Genomic DNA, 25013 nt, shown 5'->3' on the forward strand with positions numbered 1-25013 from the left:
TGCTCACCTGGGGTAACGGCGTCGCCTATTTGGGCAGGTGTGCAACTTTGAATCAGGTGTAATCTCTACAACCTTGATTGTAGAAGGTGTAAGCCGCGGTGGCCGATCCAAAATGGCTCTGCTTCTACAACGAGGCCTATCTGGTCGTCGCCGTCGTCTATTTCTTCATCTGCTTCGGAGCTTCCCGTTACAGCCGCTGGCTGGAGCAGAGGCTGGCCTCGTAGTGGGTTATTAGGACGCCATGAACATGTCTCTCAATTCTCAACCCAAAGCGGCTCTTCTCGCCGCTCTGGGTGGGCGCTGCATAGTGCTCATCGGCATGATGGGCTCGGGCAAGACGTCGGTCGGCCGGCCTCTCGCGGCGCGGCTCGGGCTCAATTTTGTCGACGCCGATGCCGAAATCGAAGCGGCGCACCGCATGACGATCCCGGAAATCTTTGCCCGGCACGGCGAGACCTATTTTCGCGACGGCGAGCGGCGGTTGCTCGCGCGGCTCCTGGCCAAAGGGCCGAAAGTGGTGGCGACCGGCGGAGGCGCCTTCATGAATGCCGAGACCCGCGCGCGGGTCGCGGAGCAGGGGGTGTCGATCTGGCTGAAGGCCGATTTCGACGTCTTGATCCGCCGCGTGCGCCGACGTGCCAACCGGCCGCTGCTGCAAACGCCTGATCCCGAAGGCGCCCTGCGCAAATTGATCGATGACCGTTACCCAACTTATGCTCTGGCCGACGTCACGGTGGTGTCCGACGAAGGCCCGCACGAAATGGTCGCGGCGGAAACGATTCGGGCTTTGATGTCCTATTTGAACGTTCACGCCGTGCCGTAGCCGCCCGGCCGCGACGGAAGAGAGTATCTTCATGACCGAGGTGCGGCTCGATTACGGACAGCGTGGCCCGATACTCCTGGTCGGCGAGCGATCGACGGAGGGGGCCGGCGCGGAAATTCTAGGTCCGCTCCCGTGCAGCCTGCGCGCTCGTTACGAAAGCCGCCTCGCGCGTCATCAGAGCGCGTCGGTTTCCGCCGATCATCTCACTACTCCGTGTGCTCACTCCTGTTGGCGCGGCCTGCGAGGAAACCTTCGTGCTGGCCCCCAACCGCGCCGACGCCCCTGTTCACCCCAAGGGCGACAGGCGGGCGAGCGTGTCGGCGCGCCGATCGCTGTGCAGCAGCTGCAGGCAATGCTGCTTGAGGCGCACGAAGTCTGCGGAAGCCATGATCCCCGTTCCGCGCGGCCTGTCAAAAGGCACCACGATCTCCTCCTGGATTTTGCCCGGCTCAGCCTGCATGACGATGATGCGGTCGGCGAGGAGCAGCGCCTCGTCGATGTCGTGCGTCACGAAGACGATCGTCTTGCGGAACTGTTCCCAGATATCGAGCAACAGTTCCTGCATGCGCAACCGCGTCAGCGCATCCAACGCGCCAAACGGCTCGTCCATCAGAAGCAGGCGGGGCTGGTTGACGAGCACGCGGGCAATCTCCACCCGTTGCTGCATGCCGCCGGATAGCTGTCGCGGATACCGATCGAAGAAACCGGAAAGGCCGACGAGGTCGAGCATGCGCTCGGCCTCGCGCCGCCGCTCGTCGCGGCCCACGCCGCGCATCTTGAGGCCGAAGGCGACATTGTTGCGCGCGCTCTTCCATGGAAAGAGCGTATGGTGCTGGAAGACGATCCCGCGCTCGGGTCCGGGCCCCCTCACGACCTCGCCGTCGACAGTGAGCCGTCCGGCGGCGGGAGCGATATGGCCCGCAAGCGCGCCGAGCAGGGTCGACTTGCCGCAACCGGACGGGCCGAGCAGGCAGACGAACTCGCCAGACGAGACCGCGAAGCTGACGTCGCTTACCGCCTCGAAGGCGTTGCTGCCGTGGCCGAGGCGAATGGAAACGTTGCTCGCCTCGATGCGGCCGGTCAGTGCGTGAAGCTTTCGGTCATGGCTGTTCATCATCTACCTTCCTTCGCATGCCAGGGCAGAAGTGCTGCGCCTGCCGCCTTGAGCAGCGCGCTGCTGCCCATGCCGATGAGACCGATGAGGATCATGCCGACGATGATGTCGGGGTAGTTCTGCAAGGTATAGGACTCCCAGGTATAGTAGCCGATCCCGAACTGACCCGAGATCATCTCAGCGGTCACGATCGATGACGAGGCCGGTGACGATGTTCGGCGCAGCGCCCGGGATGATGACCTCGAAAAGCATCGCCGTTCGCGTGCTGCCGAGGCTCAGGGCGGAAGCCACAAGCCGAGGATCGACGTTTTCCACCCCGTGAACGGTGTTGATAAGGATCGGGAACAGGGCGCCCGTGAACGTGATGAAGATCATCGATGCTTCGGAGGACGGAAACATCAGCACCGCGAGCGGGATCCAGGCAACGGCCGGGATGGGACGCAAGAGCTCGAGCGGCGTCTCAAGAATATCTCCAAGCCAGCGGGACCGGCCGATGACCAGGCCGAGCACGACGCCTGCGATGGCCGCGATGACATAGCCGGCCAGCACTCGTCGAATGCTGCTGGAGACATGGTCGTAAAGCCGCGGCGAACGTAGGAACTCCAGCGCCGCCGCGGCGACGTCAACCGGTCCCGGCACGTTCTGGAAGGTGACGACGCCGAGATCGAGCCTGAGGGCCGATGCCATCTGCCAGGCGATGAGGCAGATGGCAAGAGATCCGGCGCGGCGCATCCAGCGCCCGAGAGGACGGGTGCTCATGGCCAGCCTCAGTTGCTGGCCACGATCGATGCCTTGACGGCGTCGAAATCGAGCACGTCACCGCCATGCGCCTTTGCCCAGGCGTCAGCCCTGTCCTTCAGCAGGAAGGCGTCGACCACGCCGCCATCCGTGCGCACAAACCAGGCCTGCGCGCCGAGGAGCTTGATGCCGCTTTCGCGATCCTGCGCGTAGAACACGCGGACGGTCTTGCCTTCCGCCTCGAGCCCCCTGAAGGCACTCAGCGCAAGTTCAGGGGACGCGTAGCTGCGAACAAGCGGCTCGCCCGAGATCCAGAGCTGTGCAACGCGCTTGGCGTCGGCGATGGTCTCGCCTGTCGCCACGTCCTTGGCTTCGAGTGAAAGCTGGGCATAGTTCTTGAGTGCAGCCTCATAGTCGAGGCCCGAGGCCTTGAAGGCGGCGCGGATGAAGCGGTCGTCGATGAAGCTATCGACATCAAGCGAGCGGTCCGCCTTTTCAGGGACTTGAGCGTTTCGATGGCCGTACCGACGGCCTGGCGATACTCGGGCTTCCATGTGAGGTCCCGGGTCTGGAGACCAAGCGGCCCGTGGAAGAGGTAGTCGACCTCCGCCTCGACGCCGCTCACCTTGGCGATCAGTTCGCTATACTTTTCCGGTTCCCTGGCGATCAGCTGATCGGCCTCGATCGCGGCGCGCAGGTAGGCGACGACGATCTCGGGATATTTTTCCGCATAGTCCGCATCGACCAGCGCGCCATGGAAGGTCGGCGTCTTGGCCTGTGACCCGTCGTAGATCTTGCGGGCGATGCCGCGCCACGGGAACAGTTCGGCAAATGGAACGAAGTCGGCATGCCCCTCGATCTGGTTGGCCTTGAGAGCCGCGCCTGCGACCTCCGGCGCCTGGGTGATGATCTTGACGTCGCGCTCGGCGTCCCAGCCTTCCGCCTTGACGGCCCGCAGGAGCATGCCGTGCGAAGTGGAGGCGAAGGGCACGGAGATCGTCTTGCCCTTGAGTTCGGCAAGCGATTGAATTTCAGAATCGATAGGCACGACGATGCCGTTGCCGCTGCCGCCAACACTGCCGGAGAGCGGCGTGATGAAGAGGCTTCTGCGGCCGGCGTTGATATGGGCGAGGCCGTTGAAGGAGCCGGGGAAGTCGGCCATGACGCCGAAATCGAGCTTGCCGGCGATCTGCTCATTGGTGATCGGTGCACCGCTGGTGAAATTCTTCCACTGGATGTCGTAATCGACGCCCCGGTACTTGCCGTTATGCGGCAGGTATTTTTCGAGGAGCTTGAGTTCCCGGATCAGCAAGCCGCCCGTGGCGGTGTTGATCGTCGTATCCTGCGTGCCGATAGCAACGCGGATGGTTTCAGCATCGGCTGTTGAAGAGAAGCCGGCGGCCGCGAGCGCGATCGCAGCCAGATGGAGGCGAAAAGTCATGATCATACCTCTTGGTTTGCCGCAATTGGGCGACTGAAGCCTCCTGACCCCAGCGTCGATCGCCGAGCTGCTGTCGCGAAATTTATGAGGCGGCGGCCCGGAAGGAATAAGCAATTACTTGCGAGGCGCCAGCAGGCGGGAAGTGCCGGGACACGCGAAGTCGGCAACTCACGGCGATGCGCACCGAGTTCGTTCCTCTCGTAAAACCAATTACTTGAAGCGATCCGCTCCGAAATCTGAAGCGGCGACAATGTTTCATGTTCCGGCCCAACGGCGCAATTATTTTTCTTCTTAATTGGTAGATTATATCTACTTTGAAGGGGATCACGATCCTGGAAGGAGACCGATGTGAGCCTCGACGTCCGCGTAACCGCCGAAAGGGTAGCACGGCCAAAGCATACGACTTCTATCGACTTGCCCGCACCGGCCATCCTTCCTGGCGACCAGGCGCTTTTTCTCAGCGAAAGCATTGAAGGACTGGACGAAGGGGCACACTTTCTCGATGCCCTCAAGCCACAGGAATGGGAACGGCTGAGGGCACTCGGCCGCCAGCTTTCCTTTGCGACGGGCGAGGCAATCTTTACGCAAGGGGACAAGCACGGCGGCATCTTCATCATCGAGGCCGGTGACGTTCGCGTGTTCTACACCGCGCCGTCCGGGCGCGAGATCACGCTTGCCTATTGGACGAAGGGCCATTTCATCGGCGGCCCGGAAATGACCGGCGGCGGCACCCATATCTGGTCCGGCGAGGCGCTCAGCGCCTGTCGCATTCTCTTCCTGCCGGCGCCGGCAGTGGAGACGCTGGTGGTCGAGCTCCCAAGCTTCGCCCTCTGTCTTCTGCAGGGACTGGCCGCGAAGGGCCGGTGTTATTCGGCCATGGCGCAGATGCTCGGCACCCGCTCCGTCATCGAACGCCTGGCGCAGTTCCTCATCAATCTCGGCCATCTCCATGGCGTGCGAGACGGGCGGGCGATCATTATCAACGCCAAGGTCACCCACGATCAGATCGCAGCCATGGTCGGCTCGACCCGGCAATGGGTGACGATGATGATGAAGCGGTTCCAGACAGAGGGGGTGGTGACGGTAACAGCGCGCCATATCCGCATTGAGCGGCCGCATGCGCTGCTGGAGATGGTCTCGAAGCGCGGCGCCTGACGCCGCGCTCTCAAACGATGCCTAGACGAAACGGGTGAGCGCCCAACGCACCGTCTTGCGCACATCGGGATCCGCATCCGAGACGTGCACCATCAGGGCGGCGTGCGAGGACGGATCGGCGATCTCGCCGAGGGCTGCTGCCGCTTCCTTGCGCAGCGAAGCCAGGTCGCTCGATAGCAGCGCTGCAATTTCCGACACGACGGTCCGAGCCTTCAGCCTGCCAAGTGCGTTCAGACACTTCTGCCGGACCTCCCAATAATCGTCCGAAAGGCCGACGGCGAGGCCGTCGATGGCCGAGGCATGACCGATCCGGCCAAGCGATTCTGCAGCCGCCGCCCTCACCTGCCAGCTCTCGTCGTGCAGCGCGGAGGTGACGGCGAAGGCCGCCGCAGCCTGATTGCTGAACGACAGGGCATTGACTGCCACGGCGCGAACGGCCGCCTCGGCATCGCGGGTGGCAGCGATGAGCGACGGCAGGGTTTCTTCCCGCTTGAGATAGGCAATGACACCAAGCGCTTCGGCTCGCACCTCGGCGCTCTCATCCTTCATGGCCGCCAGCGCGGGGCCCAGTGCTGCCTGCGAACGAAGACCCTTCAACCCGCGAAAACCGGCTGCACGCACGAAAGCGTTGTCATCGAAGGCAAGCGGCAGAATGACAGGCGCCGCGCCGGCATCCTTCACCTCCGCAAGCCCATCCGCCGCGGCCCGCGCCACCGCCACATCCAAATCGGTGACAAGCGTCGCGAGCGCGGCGGCAGCCTCCACAGTTCCGAACTCCGCAAGCGCGATGGCCACCTGGAGGCGCACGCTTTCATCGCTGTCTGATACTGCGGCAAGAAGATGGGGAAGCCCGTCAGCGCTCGCAGCCTCGGCAAGATCTATGACGGCGAGGCGGCGCACGGCAGCGTCGGCATCGGCAAGGCGGGCCGCAATCTCCTCGGCATCGCCAAAGTCTTCAAAGGGATCGAAAGCACTCATCTCAACGCAACAGATAGGGAATGTTGACGGTAACGGCGCCGGTAGGGCAGTCTGTCTCACAGGGCATGCAGTACCAGCACTCGTCGAACTTCATGTAGGCCTTGCCAGTGAGATCGCTGATCCGGAGCACATCGAGCGGGCAGACATCGACGCAAACGGTGCAGCCCTTGTCGGCTATGCATTTGGCATCATCGACGACGACAGGAACGGTGGTGGGCGAAAGAGCAAGCGGCATGGCTTTTCCTTGGTCAAGCTTGATTTAAGACGCGGAGACGGTCGTAGGCTGACCGCTCTTCGGTCTCGATCGGAACGACATAGGGTTGGATCGCCCGCTTCTCCGACGTCATGCGGCCATCGACCTTGCTGAGCAGCGTGTGGCAGAACCAGTTGTCGTCATCCTTGTCCGGATAGTCGACGCGGTGGTGATAAAGGCCCCAGCGGCTCTCGGTGCGGTAAAGCGAGGCGTGTGCTGCCATATCGGCGCAGTCGAGGATCGAGGAGACCTCCAGCGCCCGCATCAACTCATGCGCATTGCGCACCACTAGCGCCGTTTCGAAATCCTCCCGCACGTCCGCGAGGCGCGCCTGACCGATCTGCATCTTGGCCGTCACTTTGGGCGGCTGTAGATAGTCGTTGACGAGGCGACGCGCCTTGTATTCCAGCTGGTTCGGCGGAATGCCATCCTCGCGCCGCGTCGGCGCCAGCACACGCACACGCTCCAGCCGCACGAAGTCGGGATCATAGTCCGGCAGATCAATCTCCTGCGCGACCTCGGCGGCATGCTCACCGGCGACGGCGCCATTGGTGAAGGCACCGAGCATGTAATTGTGCGGAACGCTCGCCATGTCGCCGGCGGCATAGAGCCCGGGCACCGTCGTGCGGGCAAACTCGTCGACGAAGACGCCCGAGGCGCTGTGGCCGGAACAGAAGCCGATTTCAGAAATGTGCATCTCGATCATTTTCTCGCGGTAATCAGTGCCACGCGCCTCATGAAACCTTCCGCGCGACGGACGCTCGACCTTGTGCAGGATCTCCTCGATCTCGCCGACCGTGTCGGGATGGAGGTGATTGAGCTTGAGAAAGACCGGTCCCTTGCCCGACTGCAGTTCATTATAGAACTCCTGCATCATCTGCCCGGACCAATAGTCGCTTTCGATGAAGCGTTTACCTTCGCTGTTGGCCGTGTAGGCACCGAAGGGACCGGCGACGTAGGCGCAGGCGGGGCCATTGTAATCCTTGATCAACGGATTGATCTGGTAGCATTCGAGATTGGCGAGTGCGGCACCCGCATGATAGGCCATGGCATAGCCGTCGCCCGAGTTGGTCGGGTTCTCGTAGGTGCCAAAGAGATAGCCGGAATGCGGCAGCCCCAGCCGGCCGGCAGCCCCCATGCAGAGGATCACGGTCTTGGCGCGCAGCACGAGGAATTCGGCGCTGCGCGTGTTGACGGCGACGGCGCCGGCGATCCGCCCTTCGCGCGCCGTCAATAGACGCGTCGCCATGAAGCGGTTGGAAATAAGGATGCGCTCCCGCTTCAGCTGGCGATAGAGCGCCTTCTTGACCGTATCGCCATTTGGCATCGGCAGCACATAGGTGCCGAGATGATGGACTTTCTTGAGATCGAAATCGCCATTGGCATTTTTCTGGAAACGGATGCCGAAGCGGTCGAGCTCCTCAATGATTTCGTAGCAGCGCGAGGCATATTTATACACCGGCGCCTGATCGACGATGCCGTCATTGGCGATCGTGATTTCCTTGGTGTATTGCTCCGGCGTCGCATAACCCGGCACGACGGCATTGTTCAGACCATCCATCCCCATCGAGATCGCGCCCGACCGCTTAACATTGGCCTTCTCCAGTAGCACCACATTCAGCGCCGGGTTCTTCTGCTTGGCCTTCAGCGCGGCCATCGGCCCGGCGGTTCCTCCGCCGATCACCAGCACGTCGCAGGTAACCTCCGTTAGACCTTCGACAAAATTGTCCATTTGCTTTCCTCGAACTCATGAACTGGCGAGCGCGCGCAGATACTCCCAAGGGTAAATGCCGCGGTCGTGGCCATCGGAGAAAACCAGGCGCACGGCATAGGCGCCGATTGCTTCAGCGCCCGTAAGCGTTACCCCCTCGAATGAAGCGGCACGACCTTCGATCTCGGCGCGCACCTGGCTCGCGGCGCGGCTATGGGCGCGCAGCACTGGCGCCGGGATGTCAGACACAAGCCCGTCATCCCATGTGACGGCGAGGCTGCTGCGCGCTGCATTGATCTTGAGGCTGAGAGCGATCATGGCGTTTCCTGATGGTGCGCCCCACCTTAAGAATCGCGGAAGGCGCAAACACGCAATAAATTGCCAAGGGGCTGGCTACGGCATCATCGAATGCACTGACCCGCAGTCAATCCGCATGTAATTACCGCGCCTCATACTGCTGGCGTCACGGTGATCGACCGCACGCCGGCGCGCAGAATTGAGCGGCGTCGTTCGTTTCGGAAATGCCCTCGAGCTGCAATCATGTTGCCATCGAACACAGCACTTCCACTAATGAATTCACATTCGACCCATCGAGGTTGCTGCCGACAACCAGTGTTCGGGTGCAATCGCAAGATGTTCTAAAATCGGCGAACGTTCCATCATTTCCGTGACGGAATGCCGGGCAAGATCGGAATAATCTACCTTATTTATAGACATAGTTGCAGCTAACGTTGAGCAATCGACAAGGCCGTGCGGCTGCCCGTGGCGGGTAGTCCGCAGCCGGCCAAACAAGAGGAGATAGCATCATGACAGGACAGGTCGTTGCTCTCGACAAGCCGTTCGAGCGGATCGGAATCAAGCAGATCGCTGGACGGATTGGAGCCGAAGTGACGGGCGTCAAGCTCGGTGGTTCGCTTGACCCGGACGTCTTCGCAGAGCTCGAGCGGGCTCTCCTGAAGCATAAGGTCATTTTCCTGCGAGACCAGGACCACCTCGACGATGCGTCGCATGAGGCTTTCGGTGGGCTTTTCGGCAAGGTAGTGGCGCATCCCACTGTTCCTGCACCGCAAGGCACGCGCATCTTCGAACTCGACTCTGCCGGCGGCGGTGGCCGAGCCGATTCGTGGCACACGGACGTGACCTTCGTCGAATCCTTCCCGAAGATTTCGGTGCTGCGTGCGGTCATCGTGCCGGAATTTGGTGGTGACACCGTTTGGGCAAATTCAGTGGCGGCCTACGAGCAGCTTTCCCCTACCCTGAAACAATTGGCGGAACAGCTCTGGGCAGTCCATAGCAACGACTACGACTACGCGGCGGTCCGCCCGACGATCGACCAGGAGCGGCTGAAGCATCACGAGAATGTTTTCGTCTCCTCCGTCTTCGAGGCGGAGCATCCCCTTGTGCATGTGCACCCACAGACCGGCGAACGGTCGCTGCTGCTCGGACACTTTATCAAGAGGCTCATAGGGCTATCGACCGCGGAGTCCACGCGAATATTTGAAATCCTCCAGAACCGCTCGACACAGCTCGAAAACACGGTGCGCTGGCGGTGGCGGGCGGGTGACGTCGCGATCTGGGACAACCGCGCCACGCAGCACTACGCCATCAATGACTATGGCGACGCAAAGCGACTGGTGCGACGCGTCACGGTCGAGGGCGCTCCAGCCGTTTCGGTGACCGGCGAGCGGAGCCGCACGCGCCGGCGTCCTGAGCCCGTAAACGATGACAGCGTCAAGGTGGCAACCGCAGCGTCCTGAAGCCGGTCAACCGATGCCGCGACGTTGAGTCGGAGGGACGTGTCGTGCGTACCGGCGAGCCGGCACTTTATCGGTTCGGAGAGGCGAGCGTGCCGTGCTTGCCCTTAATCGCGATGCGCTTCTGCTTGCCCGATCGCCTGTAACGATCCTGCAGGCGGCGACTGTCCATTGGCGAGAAGCGCGTCGACGGCTCTCGACCTCGCGCAGGTGAACTCCACGCCCGCCGCAGTCGCGGCCGTGGGCAGGCTAGCGACCACCATCGAGATCGCCTTCCCGTTGGAAGGCACGCGCGGCACCGGGCACCTGCTCGCCGAGCTCGGGCGCATGCTGTTTACCGAGTGAACTGAGCTTACTCGCCGGCGATGAGCGCTTCCTCGACCGTCTTCGTCCGGTCCTTCGAGACGAACTGCGCAAGCGTCATGTTGTCGAGGATGGTGGCGATCGCGTCGCGAACCTCTGTCATCGACAGGCGAACCTGACAGCCGACCGGATCGTTGCAATCGTCGCAGGCTTCGAAGGCCGTGCGGCTCGCACAGCGGATCGGAGCAAGCGGACCGTCAAGCGCGCGGATCACCTGGCCGATCATGATCTCCGTGGCGGGCTTCGACAGCGAATAGCCGCCATTGGGGCCCTTCTTCGAACGCAGGATGCCGGTGTTGCGCAGTTCCAGGAGGATGGTGTCGAGGAACTTCTTCGGAATATCGTTGCGCGTCGCAATCTCCGTGACGAACGCGGTTTCTCCAGGACCAAGGCGCGCCAGATCAACAAGCGCCTTCAATCCGTACTTGCCTTTTTTCGTAAGCATTGCGGGTCTCGGATGTGTGTCGATCGTACACGCGCCGGGTGCGCGCGCAGAGACGTCTATCATTTCTTATTTGGTGAATTAATGTGCAAGCCCCTGGCCGAACAATGATCACCAACGCCGCCGCCCTGTTGTCGGTGAGATCCGTCGCATACTGCTTCTCGGCCGTGACGGTCGCGACTAAATTCGCGCTCCGACGCTTTGTGCGAGAAGGTGCAGGCCTTCAACCTGAAACCTATACCGACCAAATTCTTCTGGCCGCGGGATCAATGTCGTAAAGACGGAGCTTGTCCGTAATTGGCACGCGGGCTGCCCGCTGAACTTTGAGGCAATCGTGTCACCTAGCACGTCATACCATAGCCCGGTCGCAATCCGGGTTCGGATGAGAGCGAGTACATCATCGAGAACGGCGGTGACCTGAGAAGGCCGAACAATCCATATCCGGCTTTCCAGCGCCCGTAGCCGCTAGCAATGTTGATATGCCCGGCCTCGCCGAGATCGATGAGAGCGCTCCCCCAGCAGCGGGCCGTAAGGCGTAGTCTTTCCATGGACATGTAAGGATCGTTGAGACTTCCGACGACGAGGCTCGGGAACGGCAGTCGCGAACGTGGCATCCGGCCGAAGTTGATCACGCAGGGATGCAGCTCCTCCGTCGTTTCGAGGTCACATGGCGCCACCAGCAGTGCGCAACGCACGCGTGATGCAAGGCGATGGTTCGCAAGGTTTGCTGCTAGCACACAGCCGAGGCTATGGGCGACCAGCCCGATACCGCCCGGGCTGGCTTCAATGGCGCTTTCGAGGCACCCTATCCAACTGTCCAGATCGGGACAGATCCAGTTGTCCTGCTCGACAATTTGGCTGTCCGTATTGTCCCGCGCCCAATGACGCTGCCAATGATCTTCGGGCGATCCATTAAGCCCCGGAAGTATGAGAGTTTCGATGTCCGGAACCACTGACCTCATGCGTGCAACCTCCTTCGGGACGGTTCCTGTCACTTACGTCCGCCGTGCCAAGTCCTTCCACCTGCCCGTGGAGAAGCGCTCGAAGTTTTGTCACTGGCAGCGGATTGGGGTCCATTTCCAATGCCGACGCGGCCATGGTTCGCCTATACCTCGTCGAGAATTTGCGCCTGCAATGAGACGGCTGCGGTGTCCGCCGCCCCACGACGCGGGCGGGGAAGGTCGATCGGCATGTCGAGGGCGATCCCGCCGTCGCGCAGGACGATCACCCGATCGGCAAGTGCGACCGCCTCGGCGACATCGTGCGTGATCAGGACCGTCGTAAAGCCGTGCTCGTTCCAGATGCGTTCCAGAAGGCGGTGCATCTCCATGCGCGTGAGGGCATCGAGAGCCGCGAATGGTTCGTCCAGCAGGAGGACGCCCGGCCGGCTCACCAAGGCGCGCGCGAGGGCGACGCGTTGGGCTTGGCCACCCGAAAGAACGGCCGGCCAGTCATTTGCCCGATCCGCAAGCCCGACATCGGCTAGTGCCGCCGCGGCGCTATCGCGCCAATTCTTCGTCCGAGCGATTCCGACATTGCTGATTACCCGATGCCAGGGAAGCAGCCTCGCATCTTGAAACAGGAGCCGCACATTCGACTGAAGCGACTTTACCTCAGCACCGCCCACTGAAATCACACCGCTGCTCGGCCGGTCGAGGCCGGCAATGAGACGCAGAAGCGTGGACTTGCCGCAACCGGATCGCCCGACGATCGCCAGCAATTGGCCGGCCGGAATCTCCAGATTCAGCCGCGAGAGCACTCGCCTGCTCGCGAACGATTTCGACAATCCGTCGAGGAGCACGGTCTTCCCATTTTCCGGCCGTTCCTCCTGTTTCCGCGGAATCAGCTCGCTGACGACGGTCCGCTCGGTCGGACCCGGCACTTCCCGGAGAAGGGGCCGGCCACGCACACGAAGATAGGATACAGGCTCGCTCATGATGTCGCTTCCCCGGTTGGGTTCATTCGATAGGCGGGATGCCAGGCGAGCGCGCGTGCCTCAATCAGGCGGGTGATGGTATCGGCAACCTTGCCGAGCAGCGCATAGACGATGACGCCGAGCACGACGACATCGGTCTGCAGAAATTCCCGCGCGTTCATGGTCATGTAGCCGATACCCGAGGTCGACGAGATCGTCTCGGCGACGATGAGGGTCAACCACATAATGCCGAGGGAAAATCGCAGACCGACCAGGATTGACGGCAAAGCGCCCGGAAGGATCACCCGCCAGAACAGGGCCAGGCGGCCGAGCCCGTAAACGCGTGCCATCTCGATCAAGCGGACGTCGATCGTGCGAATTCCGTGGAATGTATTCAGATAAAGCGGAAAGGCGGTTCCGATGGCCACGAGAAAGATTTTCGCCTCCTCGCCTATTCCGAACCACAGGATGACGAGCGGGATGATGGCAAGATGCGGTACGTTGCGGAGCATCTGCATCGAGGTGTCGAACACGACTTCGACAAGCCGTGAAATTCCGGCCAGGATGCCGAGGGCAAAACCTATCCCGCCACCGATGATGAGGCCCTTCAAAGCCCGTTCCGTCGAGATCGCAGCGTTCGTCAGGAGCGTGCCGTTGCGCACGCTTTCCAAAAAGGCCGCGGCGACAGCGCTCGGCGCCGGCAGGAGACGCATCGACAATAGTCCGCTGCGCGAGGCGATCTCCCATATGACCAGAAGACCCAGCGGCAGCGCCCAGGAAGCCAGGAACGTAAGTGCCGCGCCGCTTCTGGATTGAGGTAAACGGGTCGCCATCAGGACGCCTTTCTCGCCGGCCCGGCCGGCGGTCACTTCTGGACTGCGTCGGCGATCTTGATCGCCGACGGGATCAGACCGAGCTCATGAAACACGTCGGCGATCTTCTGCTGCGCGGCGACTACCTCCGGCGTGATCGGCTTCACGCCGTATTGCCGCCGCTCGACGGCGACTTCGAGCACCTCCTTCGGAAGACCGAGTGCCGGGGAGAACTGCTCGGCAACGTCGCTGCGGTTGGCATTGATCCAGGTGTCCACCTCGCCAAGCGACGCGACAATGGTATCGACCACCTCGGGATGCGCATTGATCAAGTTCCGCGAAGCAAGATAGAACTCGTGGTTGTCCACCACGCCGGTGCCATTCGCGAGTTGTCTCGCGCCTGTAGCGGATTCGGCGGCTGCGAGGAACGGCTCCCAAATCACCCAGGCGTCGACGGCGCCCTTTTCGAAAGCGGCGCGCGCATCCGCCGGCGGCAGGAATGAAACTTCTATGTCGGAATAGGAGAGCCCTGCCTTCTCAAGCGCCTTGACCAAGAGATAGTGGACGTTCGAGCCCTTGTTCAGCGCGACCTTCTTGCCCTTGAGGTCGGCAACCCCTTTGAGCGGGCTATTCTTCGGGACGATGATTGCCTCCGCTTCCGGGGCCGGCGGCTCATAGCCGACATAGACGAGCGGGGCACCAGCCGCCTGCGCAAAGATGGGAGGCGCTTCACCCGTCGTACCGAAATCGACGGAACCTACGTTGAGCGCCTCGAGGAGTTGCGGTCCGGCGGGAAATTCCGTCCACTCGACCGTATAGCCCTGCGGCTCCAGCTTTTCCTCGAGCAGCCCCTTTGTCTTCAGCAGAATGAGCGTGCCGTACTTCTGGAACCCTATCCTGACGATCTTGTCCTGCGCATCGGCAACCGTGGCGAGGCCAAGAGCGATACCCCCGGCGAGGGCAATCTTTGCGAGGTACCGTATAGCTGCGTTCATCGAAAAGTCTCCCAAAACCAGTGCACCTGATCGGGCAAGGCTGCCACTTACGGCCCCGCGAACCGGGAACTGCAATGGAGATTGCCGATGTGTCACCCTACCGGCTCGAAGACATCTCTCTCAAATAATAATCTACTAATTTCATCTAAATAATGGATAACATTTTTCGTCGGAGGCTGGCGCCTGGATGGGGGGGAGCGGCGCCGTTTCGCGACCTATCGCCCGCGGTCACCTGGATGAGGGGACAATATGGGTCGTCAGTGTGACGCCGAGCGCCAATCCGAAACCCGGAATGACGCTCGGCTGCCGAAACCGCCATCGCGTGCTGCTGCGAAAGGCCATATGATATTACTGTCCCGGCTTGTAGATCTGGTCGAAAACCCCACCATCGGCGAAGAATTTCGGCTGAGCTTCCTTCCAACCGCCGAATTCGTCAATAGTGACGAGTTTCAGATCGGCGAAGCGGGCGGTGTCCTTCGGGTCGGCAAGCTCCGGCTTGAACGGCCGGTAATAGTGCTTGGCGGCGATCTTCTGGCCGGCATCGCTGTAGAGATAGTTGAGATAGGCTTCGGAAACCTTGCGTGTCCCCTTGCTGTCGACATTGCCGTCGACAAGGGCCACCGGCGGCTCTGCCTTGATAGAAATCGACGGGGTGACGATTTCTAAATTGTCGGGGCCGAGTTCTTCCAGCGAAAGATAGGCTTCGTTCTCCCAGGCGAGCAGCACGTCGCCGAGGCCGCGTTGCACGAAGGTAGTGGTTGCGCCGCGCGCGCCGGTATCGAGGACCGGAACGTGCTTGAAGAGCTGCGTCACATATTCCTGCGCCTTGGCATCGTCACCGTTGTTGGCAGCACGCGCCCAGGCCCAGGCAGCGAGGAAGTTCCAGCGGGCGCCGCCCGAGGTCTTCGGATTCGGGGTGATGACCTGAATGCCCTCCTTGGTCAGGTCGCCCCAATCCTTGATGCCCTTCGGATTGCCCTTTCGGACCAGGAAGACGATCGTCGACGTATAGGGTGCGCTGTTGTTTTCGAGACGGGTCTTCCAGTCGGCCGGGATCTTGCCGGTCGCCTGTGCAATCGCGTCGATATCGGCTTCGAGCGCCAACGTCACCACATCGGCCTCGAGGCCGTCGATCACCGAGCGGGCCTGCTTGCCAGAGCCGCCATGCGAGGTCTGGATCGTGACGGTCTCGCCCGTATCGGCCTTCCATTTGTCCGCGAAGGCGGCGTTGAAGTCCTTGTAGAGTTCCCGCGTCGGATCATAGGAGACGTTCAAGATTGTCGTGTCTGCGGCGGCAATACCGGCTGAGCCGAGCTGCAGGCTTCCGACCACAAGTGCTAGTTTCATTATTCCGGCAAGTCTATTCGAACGCATGTCGACCTCCTTGTTGCGTAGATATAATCGACTGACACAACACGACAGATGACGAGGAAGGCTGTCCATCGAAAATGGCGTGTCCTCTTTGACATCAGCCGGGGAATTGCTTGCTTGCCTCGGATCGCACGATGCTCGCGCACGATCGACTGGGCTGAGAACGACGTCATGAGCCGTATCCTTGTTACTCCCCGCGAAATAGCTTCCACTTGGTGGGCCGGAACGCGATGCGGGTGCGGTCGGCGGAGGACGCACGCTCGGGCGACAACTCGATTTCAACCGAAGATCGTTCCTTACCTATTTCCAATTCGAGATGGCGGGTGCCCGCCACGCGGCGACTCGCCGTCACCCGGCCCGCGAGACAGCCACCAGATCCTTCGATGAGCTCGACGTCGTGCGGGCGAAAATAGAGGGTTGCCGATCCATCCGGTTCGTTTGCTGCCCGCAAGCCGATCGGCCTGTCCTCGAACCAGACCTCGTTGGCAGCCAATTTGACGCTCAGGCAGTTCGATTGGCCAATGAAACCATAGACAAAGGGCGAGACCGGGTGGTCGTAAATCTCGTCCGACGTGCCCACCTGCTCGATCACGCCCTTGCTCATCACGACAACGCGGTCGGCAAGCTCGAGCGCTTCTTCCTGATCGTGGGTGACGAAGACCGTCGTGTAGCCGGTGCGGTCGTGAATTTCCCGCAGCCAGCGACGGAGCTCCTTGCGGACCTGCGCGTCGAGCGCGCCGAAGGGTTCGTCGAGCAGCAGCACGCTCGGTTCGACCGCCATGGCACGGGCGAGAGCCACTCGCTGACGTTGGCCGCCGGAAAGCTGGGCCGGATAGCGCCTTTCGAGCCCCGCGAGTTGCACCAGCTCTATGAGGTCGATCGCCCGGCGGCGGATCTCGTCGGCCGGCGGACGCTTCTTGCTGGGCCGCACCTTCAAACCGAATGCAATGTTGTCAAGCACGGTCATGTGCCGGAACAGAGCGTAGTGCTGGAAGACGAAGCCGATGTTTCTCTCCTGCACCGTCTTCTTTGATGCATCCTCGGTGCCGAAAAGGATCATGCCTTCGGTCGGGCTTTCAAGCCCGGCAATCAGCCGGAGCAGCGTTGTCTTGCCCGAGCCGGACGGGCCGAGCAGCGCGATCAGCTCGCCTGAGTGGATATCCAGCGTCACATCCACGAGCGCCGGAAAGCGACCGAATTCCTTGCGTAGGTTCTCGACGCGGACTTCCATGAATGTCTCGTCCCTTCGATGCCTGCCGCGCCCAGCAGTCGCGGCGCCGTAGCGAAGCTCTTCGCCGTCTGTCGACCGGCATGAATCCTATCGACCCGGCTCGTAGATCTGGTCGAAGATCCCACCATCAGCGAAGAATTTCTCCTGAGCTTCGTTCCAACCGCCGAATTCGTCAATCGTCACCAGCTTGAGATCGGCGAAGCGGGCAATGTCATCGGGATTGGCAAGTTCTGGCTTGAAAGGTCGGTAGTAATGTTCGGCGACGATCTTCTGCCCAGCATCGGTATAGAGAAACTTTAGGTAGGCTTCCGCCACAGTCCGCGTGCCCTTTCTGTCGACATTGCCATCGATGAGCGCCACCGGCGGTTCGGCCTTGATGGAGATCGACGGGGTGATGATCTCGAAATTGTCTGGGCCGAGTTCCTCAAGCGCGAGATGGGCTTCATTCTCCCAGGCGAGCAGCACGTCGCCAAAACCGCGCTGGACGAAGGTGGTCATCGCTCCCCACGCGCCGGTGTCGAGAACGAGAACACGCTTGAACAGTTGCGTCACATATTCCTGCGCCTTGGCCTCGTCGCCGTTGTTGGCAGCACGCGACCAGGCCCAAGCCGCGAGGAAGTTCCAGCGGGCGCCACCCGAAGTCTTCGGATTCGGCGTGATGACCTGAATGTTTTCCCTCGTAAGGTCACCCCAATCCTTGATGGCTTTCGGATTGCCCTCGCGGACCAGAAAAACGATCGTCGAGGTATACGGAGCACTGTTGTTTTCGAGCCGCTTCTTCCAATCGGCCGGGATCTTGCCGGTCGCCTGAGCAATGGCGTCGATATCGGCTTCGAGCGCCAGCGTCACCACATCGGCTTCGAGGCCATCGATCACCAACCGCGCTTGCTTGCCGGAGCCGCCGTGTGACATATCAATGGTCACCGTCTCGCCGGTCTCCGCCTCCCATTTCTCGGCGAAGGCGGCATTGAATTCCTTGTAGAGCTTACGCGTCGAATCGAAGGACACGTTCAGGATCGTCGTGTCGGCGAGAGCGGAGCCGATTAAGCCAATCTGCAGAGCTCCGACCACAAGAGCCCGTCTCACGAGCCCGGCAAGTCTATCCGTTCTCATCTCGATCTCCATGCTTGGCCCGGTGAAACTACGCCCCAAACGCTGGATTGGGAAAGCAGAGATGAAGGCGGATTGCCGCGCTTGTCCGCGATCAACAACGTGCGCATATCCTCAAGAGCAAGATCATCTTTCTCGCCGTGATGATCAGGCGAAATTCGTCGGCACGTTAATTCGCCAAATCTATTTAGTCGAAACTAGGCTTTTCGCCACACAGGCAGGGCGTGGCGACGTGCCAGATCGGTCCCATCCGAGTTCGGGATTGCCGTGCACGGAGGCAGACTGGCAGTTCACACTGTACCTGTTCCCGCCTAAAGCACTGCAAAGATTAAAAGCGGTCCAGTCGCTTGGACTGAAGAACGACTTTCGCAGGCATATTCACGGCGCGGAGTTCATTCGCACCGGCTTTCACCATTCCGAGCGGCATTTGGTCATTCCTCCGGTTAGGGCAGCGAACAGCGTCGCCCACTCTGATGTTCGTAGCTATCCACCAAGCGCGTAGTACTGCCCATCGCGATAGACCAATGAACCACGATTGCCGAAGCGAATACCGACCACGCAGCCGAGGACGATCGCGTGGCTGTGCCTTTCGATGACCTCTTCAACTTCGCAATCGATGGCTGCCGCCGCATTCTCGAGGACCGGCGCGCCGCTCACGAGGCGGGTCCATTCTGCGCCGAGGTAACGTTCCGCCCCCTTCAGCCCGCCGAGACCGGCGAACTGGTTGGCAAGTGTTTCGTGGTCGTGTCCCACCACATTGACGCAGAAGTGGCCGTATCGCTCGACGACAGGCAATGTTGAGGCAGAACGGTTGAGGGTGACGATCATGCGCGGCGGATCGATCGAAAGAGCGGTCGCCGACGTGACAGTCGCTCCAGTTCGAGTCTCGCCCTCCCCTGCCGTTATGATGCTGACGCCGCCGCCAAGGGCGCGCAGGGCGCGCTTCAGCCCCTCGGCATCGACCCTGTGGTTGACGGGATGGCTCGTGGTGGCCTCGATATCGAATGCGCGCACAGAAGTCCGGACGGACATCTCAATCACTCCTCTGTTGAGTATGAATTCACTGCATTGCTAGCCCTGCCGCGCCAAATTGCCACCGATCAGGAAATTCGGTCATGCCTGCGATGGGCGGGCGCGAGCGGCTCGGCGCCCGATTGGTTTTCAGGGGCAGGGCAAAATCAAGAACCAGCCACAACCCGCATATTGCCGCCGTGACCGCCGCCGCCGAATACCTGGTGCTCGCCAAAGGTCGAACGGATCTGGTTGCGCGGGGGGCCGAGGCCGATCTCCGGGAAGAGCAATTCCGAGACGCGATAGGCTTCCTCAAGATGCGGGTAGCCGGAGGCGATGACCGTATCGATTCCGAGATCCTGATACTCCCTCAGACGCGCGGCGACCGTCTTCGGCGAACCGACGAGCGCGGTCCCCGCACCTGAACGAACGAGCCCGATGCCGGCCCAGAGATTCGGCGCCACCTCGAGCTTGTCGCGCCGGCCGCCGTGAAGGGCCAGCATGCGCGCCTGTCCGACGGAGTCGGAATTCTTCGCAAATCCCTCTTGCGCGGCGGCGATCGTCTCGTCGGAGAGCCTGGAGATCAGCCGGTCGGCGGCGGCCCAGGCCTCCTCGTCGGTCTCGCGCACGATGAAGTGCAGGCGGATGCCGAAGGTCACCTTACGGCCCTTGTCGGCCGCGGCCTTGCGGACCTTGGCGATTTTCTCGCCGACCTGGTCCGGCGTCTCGCCCCAGGTCAGGTACTTGTCTACGAGCCCTGCCGAAAACTCGATCGCTGCATCGGACGATCCGCCGAAATAGAGCGCCGGGCGCGGCTCCTGAACCGGCGGGAAACCGAGTTGCGCGTTGTGCGCCTTGATGTATTTGCCATCCAGGTTCGCCTTGCCGGTCTCGAGGAGCTGATTGAAAACCTGGAAGAACTCGTCCGCATGCTCGTAGCGCTCGTCATGTCCAAGGAAGACACCGTCGCCGGCGAGTTCCTGGGCGCTTCCGCCCGCGACGATATTGAGAAGCAGACGGCCATGCGAAACCCGGTCGAGCGTCGAGGCCAGCCGAGCGTAATAGGCAGGCGAGGCGATTCCGGGGCGAACGGCCACCAGGAACTTCAGCTTTTCCGTGAAGGCCGCAAGATTGGCCGCAAGGACGAAGGATTCCTCGCAGGCGACGCCGGTCGGGAGGAGCACGCCGGAATAGCCGAGGCGGTCCACAGCCGTCGCGATCTCACGAAAATAGCCCGGATCGGAGGGTCGGCTCAGGTCATCGGATCCGAGATAGGCGCCGTCCCCCGAGGATGGAATGAACCAAAGGAAATCAAGAGGCTTGCTTGTCGTCGTCATTGGCAGTCCTTTCAGATATTGCGTTCCAGAGAGTTTGCGTCGGGAGAACTTCCCTCACTGCGTGATAATGTGGCGATTGGCCGTCGTACCGCCGCGCGAGGCGCGGCACTTTGGCGGGCCCTGCCCTCGTCGATCACGGATGAAAGCAGTGCCGCGACCTTGCGCGCAACGAAGACCGCATGCTCGGTCACCTGCGGCAGGCCCATCAATTCGCCGAAGGTGCCGCGCGCAAGCGGTCCTGCTATGAACAGGCTTCGTTCGGCACTACCGGTGGCGTTGAGCGCATGGCCATCGCGATCGCAGGCTATGCCGAGGCCTGTCTCGCAAGGCGTTAGGACGCCCGCCTCTTCCAGCCCGGTCAGGAACGACTGGGACTTCAGGACCTCGCCGTGTGCCGGTCCGGTTGTGACGACGACCGCGTCCACTGCGATGCGACGTGGTGCGCCGGCTCTGCGCTCTTTGAGCTCGACCGCGATCCCCTCGGCCTCGATCGTCGCTGATCGAATCGAAGCCGCCATGACTTCGAGCCTGCCGCTTTCCACCGCTTGGTCGAGCACCTTTTGGACCTGCGGCGCTACGCGGAAACGGTGAACGTCCCAATGGGCGCGCGTGAACCGAGTGATGCGCCGCCGCTCGACGACCGGGAGGGCCTGCCAGATCTGCTGCCCCTGCGCCCGCACGGCGTCGATGACAGGATGCCAGCTCATGCCCTTTTGCGCGGCGAGGCGCAGCGTTTGGCGAATGCGACGGAGGAGCTCGGATGCGCGGGTGATCGGCTCGCTCACGAAATCGCCGAACGGGTCCTCAGCCGCAGGCGGATGACCGCGGGAGCGCAAGCCGCGCCGCGAAATTGAAACGATCGGTCCCTGATGGCCGCGCTCATCGAGGGCCGCGATCACATCCGCCGACGTCAGCCCGTTGCCGACGACAAGAACCCGCTCGGTGGGCGCGATGATGTCAAGTGCATTGGCCTTCGTCGGATCGGCGACGAGCTTCGGATGCGCCAGGAGCGGTCGCAGGGCCTTGGGCAGCGACGGCGCCGGGTGACTGACCGCGAGAACGACGACATCGGCGACAACCGGCTCGACATCCTCAGTGAGGATCATCCATGCTTCACCGGTGCGCCTTACATCGGCGACCCGCTTGCGCCGGTGTTCGATCGCCCCGCTTGAGAGCAGGGGCGCGATCTCCGCTGCGACATAGTCGCCGAAGACGGATCTTCGCGGAAAGGGGATTCCTTCAGCAGTATAGGCCGCCGGATCGTGGGCGCGTGTACCGGAGCGGGCGAGATAGTTCGCAAAGCTTTCCGGCTCGTCCGGATAAAGGCTCATTCTGTAGGCCGGTACATTGATGCGATGGGCCGGCTCGGTCGTATCATAGGCAAGCCCGGCGCCAAGCCTCTCGCGTGGTTCGAAGACGACGATCCGCACGTCCTTCCCATCGTTGAGGCCGCGTGCCAGGTGCAGCGCGACCGCGGCGCCGCTGAAGCCGCCGCCGATGATCGCGACCGTCGCTGATCCGAATTTTCCCATGCCGCACTCCTGCAATTGCACCCGTCAGACGCCGTTCGCCAACGACGCCGGTCGCGCCGCCGGTTTTTGATAAGCCGAGGGGCAAGTGAATACCCGTCCGCCTGCCGGTCCGTGAAATGCATCCAGACCCGCCGGATCTCAGATCGCGCCGTGCCGAGGTGGCAACAGGCCGTTCAGGTAATAGTTGCCGATATGGTGGTATTTCCATCGCACCGGGTCGTGCAGCGAGTGGGTGCGCGCATTGCGCCAGAAGCGATCGAGGCCATAGCTTTCGAGCGTCGAGCGCGCGCCGCCGAGTTCAATCAGCTTTGTCGCCGCAAACTCAGCGACTGCCGTTGCGAGCGCCTTGACCTCGGCAACGGCGATCGAGGCCGCCGCAACGGTATCGTGCGTCGGATCTGCCGCGGCAACGTCGAGCAGGCGGCCCGCGCGGGCGAGCAGCGCATCGGCCGCATGCACGCGGATCGACACGTCTCCGACGGAGTGGATTGTGTGCGGGTCCTCGTATCCGTGCTCGATCGAGAGCTCGAAGAAGGGCCGGGCATGAGCCCGGACATAGGAGATCGTCTCGGCGAGCGCACCGCGGGCAAGCCCGACCTGGACGGCCGAGTGGATGATCTGCGCAAAGGGCCCCATCGCCGTCGGCCGCTCGAAGACCACGTCGTGATCAACGATCTGGAAGGGCGTGACCTCAACGTCGTCGAAGGTGACCGTGCCGCTGCCAGTCGACCGCTGGCCGAACGACGTCCAGTCGTCGACGAGGTTGAGTCCGGGCGCTGCGCGGTCGATGAAGACGAGATTCACGCGCCCGTTCTCATCCCTCGCTACAGCAACGATGATGTGGGCAAAGAGCGAACCGGTCGAATAGAACTTCTGGCCATTTAGCAGCAGCTTGCCGTTCCGCTCGCGAAAACTTGTCCTGAAATCGACCGGCGTCTTCGTGCCGATCTCGGTAAAGGCGTTGCCAAGACGATCCCCATCGAGGATACGCGCGAAGAAATGCCTCTTCTGTTCCTCGCTGCCAGCGAGCCTCAGTGCTTCCACCATATAGAAGTGGTTTTGCGGAATCTGTCCGATGCTTGAATCCGCGGCCGAGATGATTGCTGTGACTTCGGCGAGCGTGACGGCGGAAACGCCTGCGCCGCCATAGGACTTCGGAACGGTGATCGCCCACAGGCCGGATTGGGAAAATCGGTCGATTTCCGCGATCGGCAGGCGCCGCTCACGGTCGCGCACGGCAGCGCCAGGGGCGAACTCGTGGGCGAGCTCACGAGCCACTGCGAGCGCTTCGGAGTCATCCTTAATTCGGTGGGCTTTGGTCCGGCGCGGCGGAATGTGCGGCGCTGGGCGCCCGGCCGTAAGCGCGGCCTCCCGATGCAGTTTGCGGTCGTTCTCGCTCATGCGCCTCGCCTCAATTCCAGGCATGACGCGGCGGATGAACGCCGTTCAGATAATAGTTCCCGACGTGGTAGAACTTCCAGCGGACCGGATCGTGCAACGTGTGGACACGGGCATTGCGCCAGTGTCGATCGAGGTTGTGCTCGGCAAGCGTCGAGCGGGTGCCGGCAAGCTCGAACAGCTTGTTGGTCGCAAGAATGGCGATTTCCGTCGTCAGCACCTTCGATTCGCCGGTCTTGATCGTCGCCTCGGAGACTGTCTCGAGCGTCGGATTGGCCCTTGCGGCGTCGATGCTGCGCCCGGCGATCTCGAGCATCGCCTCAGCCGCGTGCAGCTTGATCTTCAGGTCGCCGACGGCCGCGATCGTGAACAGGTCCTCGCCGGCGGTTTCCTTGGCGCTGTCGATCCACGGGCGGCTGTGGTTCCTGACGAAGGCTATCGTGTCCTCGATCGCGCCGCGCGCAATACCGACGTCGATCGCCGACTGGATGATCTGGGAAACCGGGCCACCGACCGTCGGATGATCGAAGGAGGTGACATGCACCGCGCGGGAACGCGGCACGCGGACGTTTTCGATCTTCACCGAGCCGGAGGCTGTCGTGCGCTGCCCGAAGCTCGACCAGTTGTTGGTGACCGTCAGACCAGGCGCGTCGCGATCGGCGAAGACCAGGTAACCCTGCCCGTTCTCGTCGACCGCGACGATCGGCACCACATGCGCAAGCAACGCGCCGGTCGTATAGAACTTCTCGCCATTGACGACCACGTCGTCGCCGTCGAAGACGACCTTGGTCTCGAAGGCCGCCACCGTCTTGCTTTTCAGTTCGGAGAAGGCATTGCCGTAGCGGATGCCCTGAAGCGCCCAGGAGAAAAACAGCTTCTTCTGTTCCTCGGTGCCGTCGAGATCGACGGTCGCGACGATGGCGAGATGGTTCTGGGTGATCTGGGCGATCGCCGGATCGGCGGCGGCGATGGTGGCGATAACCCGCGCAATTGTCGCATAGGAGACCTCCGCTCCGCCATAGGCCTTCGGTACGTTGATGCTCCAAAGCCCACTTTGTGAATACTCGTCCAGTTCAGCAATCGGCAGCAAGCCCTCGCGATCACGCAGGGCAGCGCCGGCCTTTAACTTCTCCGCCAGACGCTCGGCGATCTCGATCGCCTCCGCATCATTCTGGATGATGTGGGCCGGCGTCGCCGGCTTCGGACGCGGCGCCACCGGATCGCTGGAGTTCACCCGAGGATGGACGGAATAGTCGATTTGCGGATCGGGAAGGGTGCCCATGGTCTGATGCTCCTTGGGGAGAAGAGGGTTAGGTGCCGGTGGCAAGCAGCGCTTCGCTGCGCTTGACGCCTTCGATGTCGCGGTAACGTGCGCCGGGATGCGGGGCCGCGAGAAGCGGGCCGCGACCGAACAGCTTTTCGCGCAGCGTGCCCGGACGGTATTCGCAGGGATAGACCCCGCGCTTCTGCAATTCCGGGACGAGATGGCCGACGATGTCCTCGAAGGTTTCGGGGGTCACCGCATAGGC

25 protein-coding genes and 3 pseudogenes are annotated in these 25013 nt (G+C 61.9%); 5 read left to right on the forward strand and 23 right to left on the reverse strand.

Annotated features, from left to right (window positions below):
* Nucleotides 1–98: 98 nt before the first annotated feature.
* Together ATC00_RS33845 and ATC00_RS17450 are read left to right on the forward strand one after the other, a co-directional pair.
* Nucleotides 99–224 carry a hypothetical protein gene (locus ATC00_RS33845; protein WP_268801736.1) on the forward strand — a complete coding sequence of 42 codons (126 nt, stop codon included), beginning with the start codon at nt 99–101 and terminating at the stop codon, nt 222–224.
* Nucleotides 225–247: 23 nt separating this feature from the next.
* Nucleotides 248–823: a shikimate kinase gene (locus ATC00_RS17450; RefSeq protein WP_082912397.1), complete on the forward strand. Its 576-nt coding sequence runs from the start codon at nt 248–250 to the stop codon at nt 821–823.
* Nucleotides 824–1109: 286 nt separating this feature from the next.
* On the opposite strand, the gene ATC00_RS17455 is transcribed toward ATC00_RS17450, so the two are convergent.
* The 4 genes and pseudogenes from ATC00_RS17455 to ATC00_RS17465 form a co-directional block, all read right to left on the reverse strand.
* Nucleotides 1110–1937, reverse strand: a complete 828-nt coding sequence (locus tag ATC00_RS17455) for an ABC transporter ATP-binding protein (RefSeq protein ID WP_064253779.1) — start codon at nt 1935–1937, stop codon at nt 1110–1112.
* The gene (locus tag ATC00_RS34075) at nt 1937–2113 is read right to left on the reverse strand and encodes a hypothetical protein (RefSeq protein WP_412458395.1); all 177 of its coding nucleotides are present in this window, start codon (nt 2111–2113) and stop codon (nt 1937–1939) included. The genes ATC00_RS17455 and ATC00_RS34075 overlap by 1 nt, the downstream gene beginning before the upstream one ends.
* Before the next feature lies 1 nt (nt 2114).
* On the reverse strand, nt 2115–2696 hold the full coding sequence (locus tag ATC00_RS17460) for an ABC transporter permease (RefSeq protein ID WP_412458396.1): 582 nt from the start codon (nt 2694–2696) through the stop codon (nt 2115–2117).
* Between the two features lie 8 nt (nt 2697–2704).
* Nucleotides 2705–4116: pseudogene (locus ATC00_RS17465) on the reverse strand (ABC transporter substrate-binding protein).
* A 408-nt stretch (nt 4117–4524) separates the two neighbouring features.
* On the opposite strand from ATC00_RS17465, the gene ATC00_RS17470 reads away from it, so the two are divergent.
* Nucleotides 4525–5271, forward strand: a complete 747-nt coding sequence (locus ATC00_RS17470; RefSeq protein WP_064253780.1) for a Crp/Fnr family transcriptional regulator — start codon at nt 4525–4527, stop codon at nt 5269–5271.
* A gap of 21 nt (nt 5272–5292) precedes the next feature.
* Here ATC00_RS17470 and ATC00_RS17475 read toward each other — a convergent pair whose 3' ends face one another.
* The 4 genes from ATC00_RS17475 to ATC00_RS17490 are packed head-to-tail and all read right to left on the reverse strand — an operon-like array spanning nt 5293 to nt 8531.
* Nucleotides 5293–6249, reverse strand: a complete 957-nt coding sequence (locus ATC00_RS17475; protein WP_064253762.1) for a HEAT repeat domain-containing protein — start codon at nt 6247–6249, stop codon at nt 5293–5295.
* Between the two features lies 1 nt (nt 6250).
* Nucleotides 6251–6484, reverse strand: coding sequence for a 4Fe-4S dicluster domain-containing protein (locus ATC00_RS17480; protein ID WP_064253763.1), 234 nt, complete (start codon nt 6482–6484; stop codon nt 6251–6253).
* Between the two features lie 13 nt (nt 6485–6497).
* Entirely contained in the window at nt 6498–8234 is a 1737-nt protein-coding gene (locus ATC00_RS17485; protein ID WP_064253764.1) for a fumarate reductase/succinate dehydrogenase flavoprotein subunit, read from the reverse strand.
* Nucleotides 8235–8249: 15 nt separating this feature from the next.
* A complete protein-coding gene (locus ATC00_RS17490; RefSeq protein ID WP_064253765.1) occupies nt 8250–8531 on the reverse strand; it encodes a gamma-butyrobetaine hydroxylase-like domain-containing protein in 282 nt (93 codons plus the stop codon).
* 488 nt (nt 8532–9019) lie between these two features.
* Here ATC00_RS17490 and ATC00_RS17495 point away from each other — a divergent pair, with 488 nt between their 5' ends.
* Nucleotides 9020–9970 carry a TauD/TfdA dioxygenase family protein gene (locus ATC00_RS17495; RefSeq protein ID WP_064253766.1) on the forward strand — a complete coding sequence of 317 codons (951 nt, stop codon included), beginning with the start codon at nt 9020–9022 and terminating at the stop codon, nt 9968–9970.
* 168 nt (nt 9971–10138) lie between these two features.
* A complete protein-coding gene (locus ATC00_RS33570) occupies nt 10139–10312 on the forward strand; it encodes a hypothetical protein (RefSeq protein WP_234782345.1) in 174 nt (57 codons plus the stop codon).
* A 7-nt stretch (nt 10313–10319) separates the two neighbouring features.
* Here the strand turns inward: ATC00_RS33570 and ATC00_RS17500 are convergent, their stop codons facing one another.
* From ATC00_RS17500 to ATC00_RS17565, 15 genes and pseudogenes are all read right to left on the reverse strand, one after another.
* A complete protein-coding gene (locus ATC00_RS17500) occupies nt 10320–10775 on the reverse strand; it encodes an RrF2 family transcriptional regulator (RefSeq protein WP_064253767.1) in 456 nt (151 codons plus the stop codon).
* Between the two features lie 338 nt (nt 10776–11113).
* Nucleotides 11114–11734 (reverse strand): alpha/beta hydrolase, encoded by a 621-nt coding sequence (locus ATC00_RS17505; protein WP_064253768.1) that lies wholly within the window; start codon nt 11732–11734, stop codon nt 11114–11116.
* 143 nt (nt 11735–11877) lie between these two features.
* A complete protein-coding gene (locus ATC00_RS17510) occupies nt 11878–12708 on the reverse strand; it encodes an ATP-binding cassette domain-containing protein (RefSeq protein WP_064253769.1) in 831 nt (276 codons plus the stop codon).
* Nucleotides 12705–13520: an ABC transporter permease subunit gene (locus ATC00_RS17515; RefSeq protein WP_064253781.1), complete on the reverse strand. Its 816-nt coding sequence runs from the start codon at nt 13518–13520 to the stop codon at nt 12705–12707. Before ATC00_RS17515 ends, ATC00_RS17510 begins: the two co-directional genes overlap by 4 nt.
* Nucleotides 13521–13552: 32 nt before the next feature.
* Nucleotides 13553–14494, reverse strand: a complete 942-nt coding sequence (locus ATC00_RS17520) for a sulfonate ABC transporter substrate-binding protein (protein ID WP_064253770.1) — start codon at nt 14492–14494, stop codon at nt 13553–13555.
* Nucleotides 14495–14749: 255 nt separating this feature from the next.
* A pseudogene (locus ATC00_RS32625) lies at nt 14750–14836 on the reverse strand (molybdate ABC transporter permease subunit); the annotation flags it as partial.
* A 6-nt stretch (nt 14837–14842) separates the two neighbouring features.
* Nucleotides 14843–15868 carry a sulfate ABC transporter substrate-binding protein gene (locus tag ATC00_RS17525; RefSeq protein WP_064253771.1) on the reverse strand — a complete coding sequence of 342 codons (1026 nt, stop codon included), beginning with the start codon at nt 15866–15868 and terminating at the stop codon, nt 14843–14845.
* Between the two features lie 184 nt (nt 15869–16052).
* Complete coding sequence (locus ATC00_RS17530; protein WP_064253772.1) at nt 16053–17096, reverse strand: sulfate/molybdate ABC transporter ATP-binding protein; 1044 nt, start codon at nt 17094–17096, stop codon at nt 16053–16055.
* Nucleotides 17097–17183: 87 nt separating this feature from the next.
* Entirely contained in the window at nt 17184–18209 is a 1026-nt protein-coding gene (locus tag ATC00_RS17535; protein WP_064253773.1) for a sulfate ABC transporter substrate-binding protein, read from the reverse strand.
* 480 nt (nt 18210–18689) lie between these two features.
* Nucleotides 18690–19238 (reverse strand): flavin reductase family protein, encoded by a 549-nt coding sequence (locus ATC00_RS17540; RefSeq protein ID WP_064253774.1) that lies wholly within the window; start codon nt 19236–19238, stop codon nt 18690–18692.
* A gap of 146 nt (nt 19239–19384) precedes the next feature.
* Nucleotides 19385–20554 (reverse strand): FMNH2-dependent alkanesulfonate monooxygenase, encoded by a 1170-nt coding sequence (ssuD, locus tag ATC00_RS17545; RefSeq protein WP_064253775.1) that lies wholly within the window; start codon nt 20552–20554, stop codon nt 19385–19387.
* Nucleotides 20555–20565: 11 nt separating this feature from the next.
* Nucleotides 20566–22086: an FAD/NAD(P)-binding protein gene (locus ATC00_RS17550; protein WP_082912396.1), complete on the reverse strand. Its 1521-nt coding sequence runs from the start codon at nt 22084–22086 to the stop codon at nt 20566–20568.
* A gap of 138 nt (nt 22087–22224) precedes the next feature.
* Nucleotides 22225–23487, reverse strand: a complete 1263-nt coding sequence (locus tag ATC00_RS17555; RefSeq protein WP_064253776.1) for an SfnB family sulfur acquisition oxidoreductase — start codon at nt 23485–23487, stop codon at nt 22225–22227.
* A gap of 10 nt (nt 23488–23497) precedes the next feature.
* The gene (locus ATC00_RS17560) at nt 23498–24766 is read right to left on the reverse strand and encodes an SfnB family sulfur acquisition oxidoreductase (protein ID WP_064253777.1); all 1269 of its coding nucleotides are present in this window, start codon (nt 24764–24766) and stop codon (nt 23498–23500) included.
* Nucleotides 24767–24794: 28 nt separating this feature from the next.
* Nucleotides 24795–25013 (reverse strand): annotated as a pseudogene (locus tag ATC00_RS17565) (5,10-methylene tetrahydromethanopterin reductase); the annotation flags it as partial.

It is taken from the genome of Sinorhizobium americanum (genome assembly GCF_001651855.1).
In the GTDB taxonomy this organism is placed as follows: Bacteria; Pseudomonadota; Alphaproteobacteria; order Rhizobiales; family Rhizobiaceae; genus Sinorhizobium; species Sinorhizobium americanum.

What these genes read in the sequence shown, in the direction of transcription:
- ATC00_RS17450 (WP_082912397.1), top strand. Translation starts at nt 248, where the DNA reads ATGTCTCTCAATTCTCAACCCAAAGCGGCTCTTCTCGCCGCTCTGGGT.
- ATC00_RS17455 (WP_064253779.1), bottom strand. Translation starts at nt 1,937, where the DNA reads ATGAACAGCCATGACCGAAAGCTTCACGCACTGACCGGCCGCATCGAG.
- ATC00_RS34075 (WP_412458395.1), bottom strand. Translation starts at nt 2,113, where the DNA reads ATGATCTCGGGTCAGTTCGGGATCGGCTACTATACCTGGGAGTCCTAT.
- ATC00_RS17460 (WP_412458396.1), bottom strand. Translation starts at nt 2,696, where the DNA reads ATGAGCACCCGTCCTCTCGGGCGCTGGATGCGCCGCGCCGGATCTCTT.
- ATC00_RS17475 (WP_064253762.1), bottom strand. Translation starts at nt 6,249, where the DNA reads ATGAGTGCTTTCGATCCCTTTGAAGACTTTGGCGATGCCGAGGAGATT.
- ATC00_RS17480 (WP_064253763.1), bottom strand. Translation starts at nt 6,484, where the DNA reads ATGCCGCTTGCTCTTTCGCCCACCACCGTTCCTGTCGTCGTCGATGAT.
- ATC00_RS17485 (WP_064253764.1), bottom strand. Translation starts at nt 8,234, where the DNA reads ATGGACAATTTTGTCGAAGGTCTAACGGAGGTTACCTGCGACGTGCTG.
- ATC00_RS17490 (WP_064253765.1), bottom strand. Translation starts at nt 8,531, where the DNA reads ATGATCGCTCTCAGCCTCAAGATCAATGCAGCGCGCAGCAGCCTCGCC.
- ATC00_RS17495 (WP_064253766.1), top strand. Translation starts at nt 9,020, where the DNA reads ATGACAGGACAGGTCGTTGCTCTCGACAAGCCGTTCGAGCGGATCGGA.
- ATC00_RS17500 (WP_064253767.1), bottom strand. Translation starts at nt 10,775, where the DNA reads ATGCTTACGAAAAAAGGCAAGTACGGATTGAAGGCGCTTGTTGATCTG.
- ATC00_RS17505 (WP_064253768.1), bottom strand. Translation starts at nt 11,734, where the DNA reads ATGAGGTCAGTGGTTCCGGACATCGAAACTCTCATACTTCCGGGGCTT.
- ATC00_RS17510 (WP_064253769.1), bottom strand. Translation starts at nt 12,708, where the DNA reads ATGAGCGAGCCTGTATCCTATCTTCGTGTGCGTGGCCGGCCCCTTCTC.
- ATC00_RS17515 (WP_064253781.1), bottom strand. Translation starts at nt 13,520, where the DNA reads ATGGCGACCCGTTTACCTCAATCCAGAAGCGGCGCGGCACTTACGTTC.
- ATC00_RS17520 (WP_064253770.1), bottom strand. Translation starts at nt 14,494, where the DNA reads ATGAACGCAGCTATACGGTACCTCGCAAAGATTGCCCTCGCCGGGGGT.
- ATC00_RS17525 (WP_064253771.1), bottom strand. Translation starts at nt 15,868, where the DNA reads ATGCGTTCGAATAGACTTGCCGGAATAATGAAACTAGCACTTGTGGTC.
- ATC00_RS17530 (WP_064253772.1), bottom strand. Translation starts at nt 17,096, where the DNA reads ATGGAAGTCCGCGTCGAGAACCTACGCAAGGAATTCGGTCGCTTTCCG.
- ATC00_RS17535 (WP_064253773.1), bottom strand. Translation starts at nt 18,209, where the DNA reads ATGAGAACGGATAGACTTGCCGGGCTCGTGAGACGGGCTCTTGTGGTC.
- ATC00_RS17540 (WP_064253774.1), bottom strand. Translation starts at nt 19,238, where the DNA reads ATGTCCGTCCGGACTTCTGTGCGCGCATTCGATATCGAGGCCACCACG.
- ssuD (WP_064253775.1), bottom strand. Translation starts at nt 20,554, where the DNA reads ATGACGACGACAAGCAAGCCTCTTGATTTCCTTTGGTTCATTCCATCC.
- ATC00_RS17550 (WP_082912396.1), bottom strand. Translation starts at nt 22,086, where the DNA reads ATGGGAAAATTCGGATCAGCGACGGTCGCGATCATCGGCGGCGGCTTC.
- ATC00_RS17555 (WP_064253776.1), bottom strand. Translation starts at nt 23,487, where the DNA reads ATGAGCGAGAACGACCGCAAACTGCATCGGGAGGCCGCGCTTACGGCC.
- ATC00_RS17560 (WP_064253777.1), bottom strand. Translation starts at nt 24,766, where the DNA reads ATGGGCACCCTTCCCGATCCGCAAATCGACTATTCCGTCCATCCTCGG.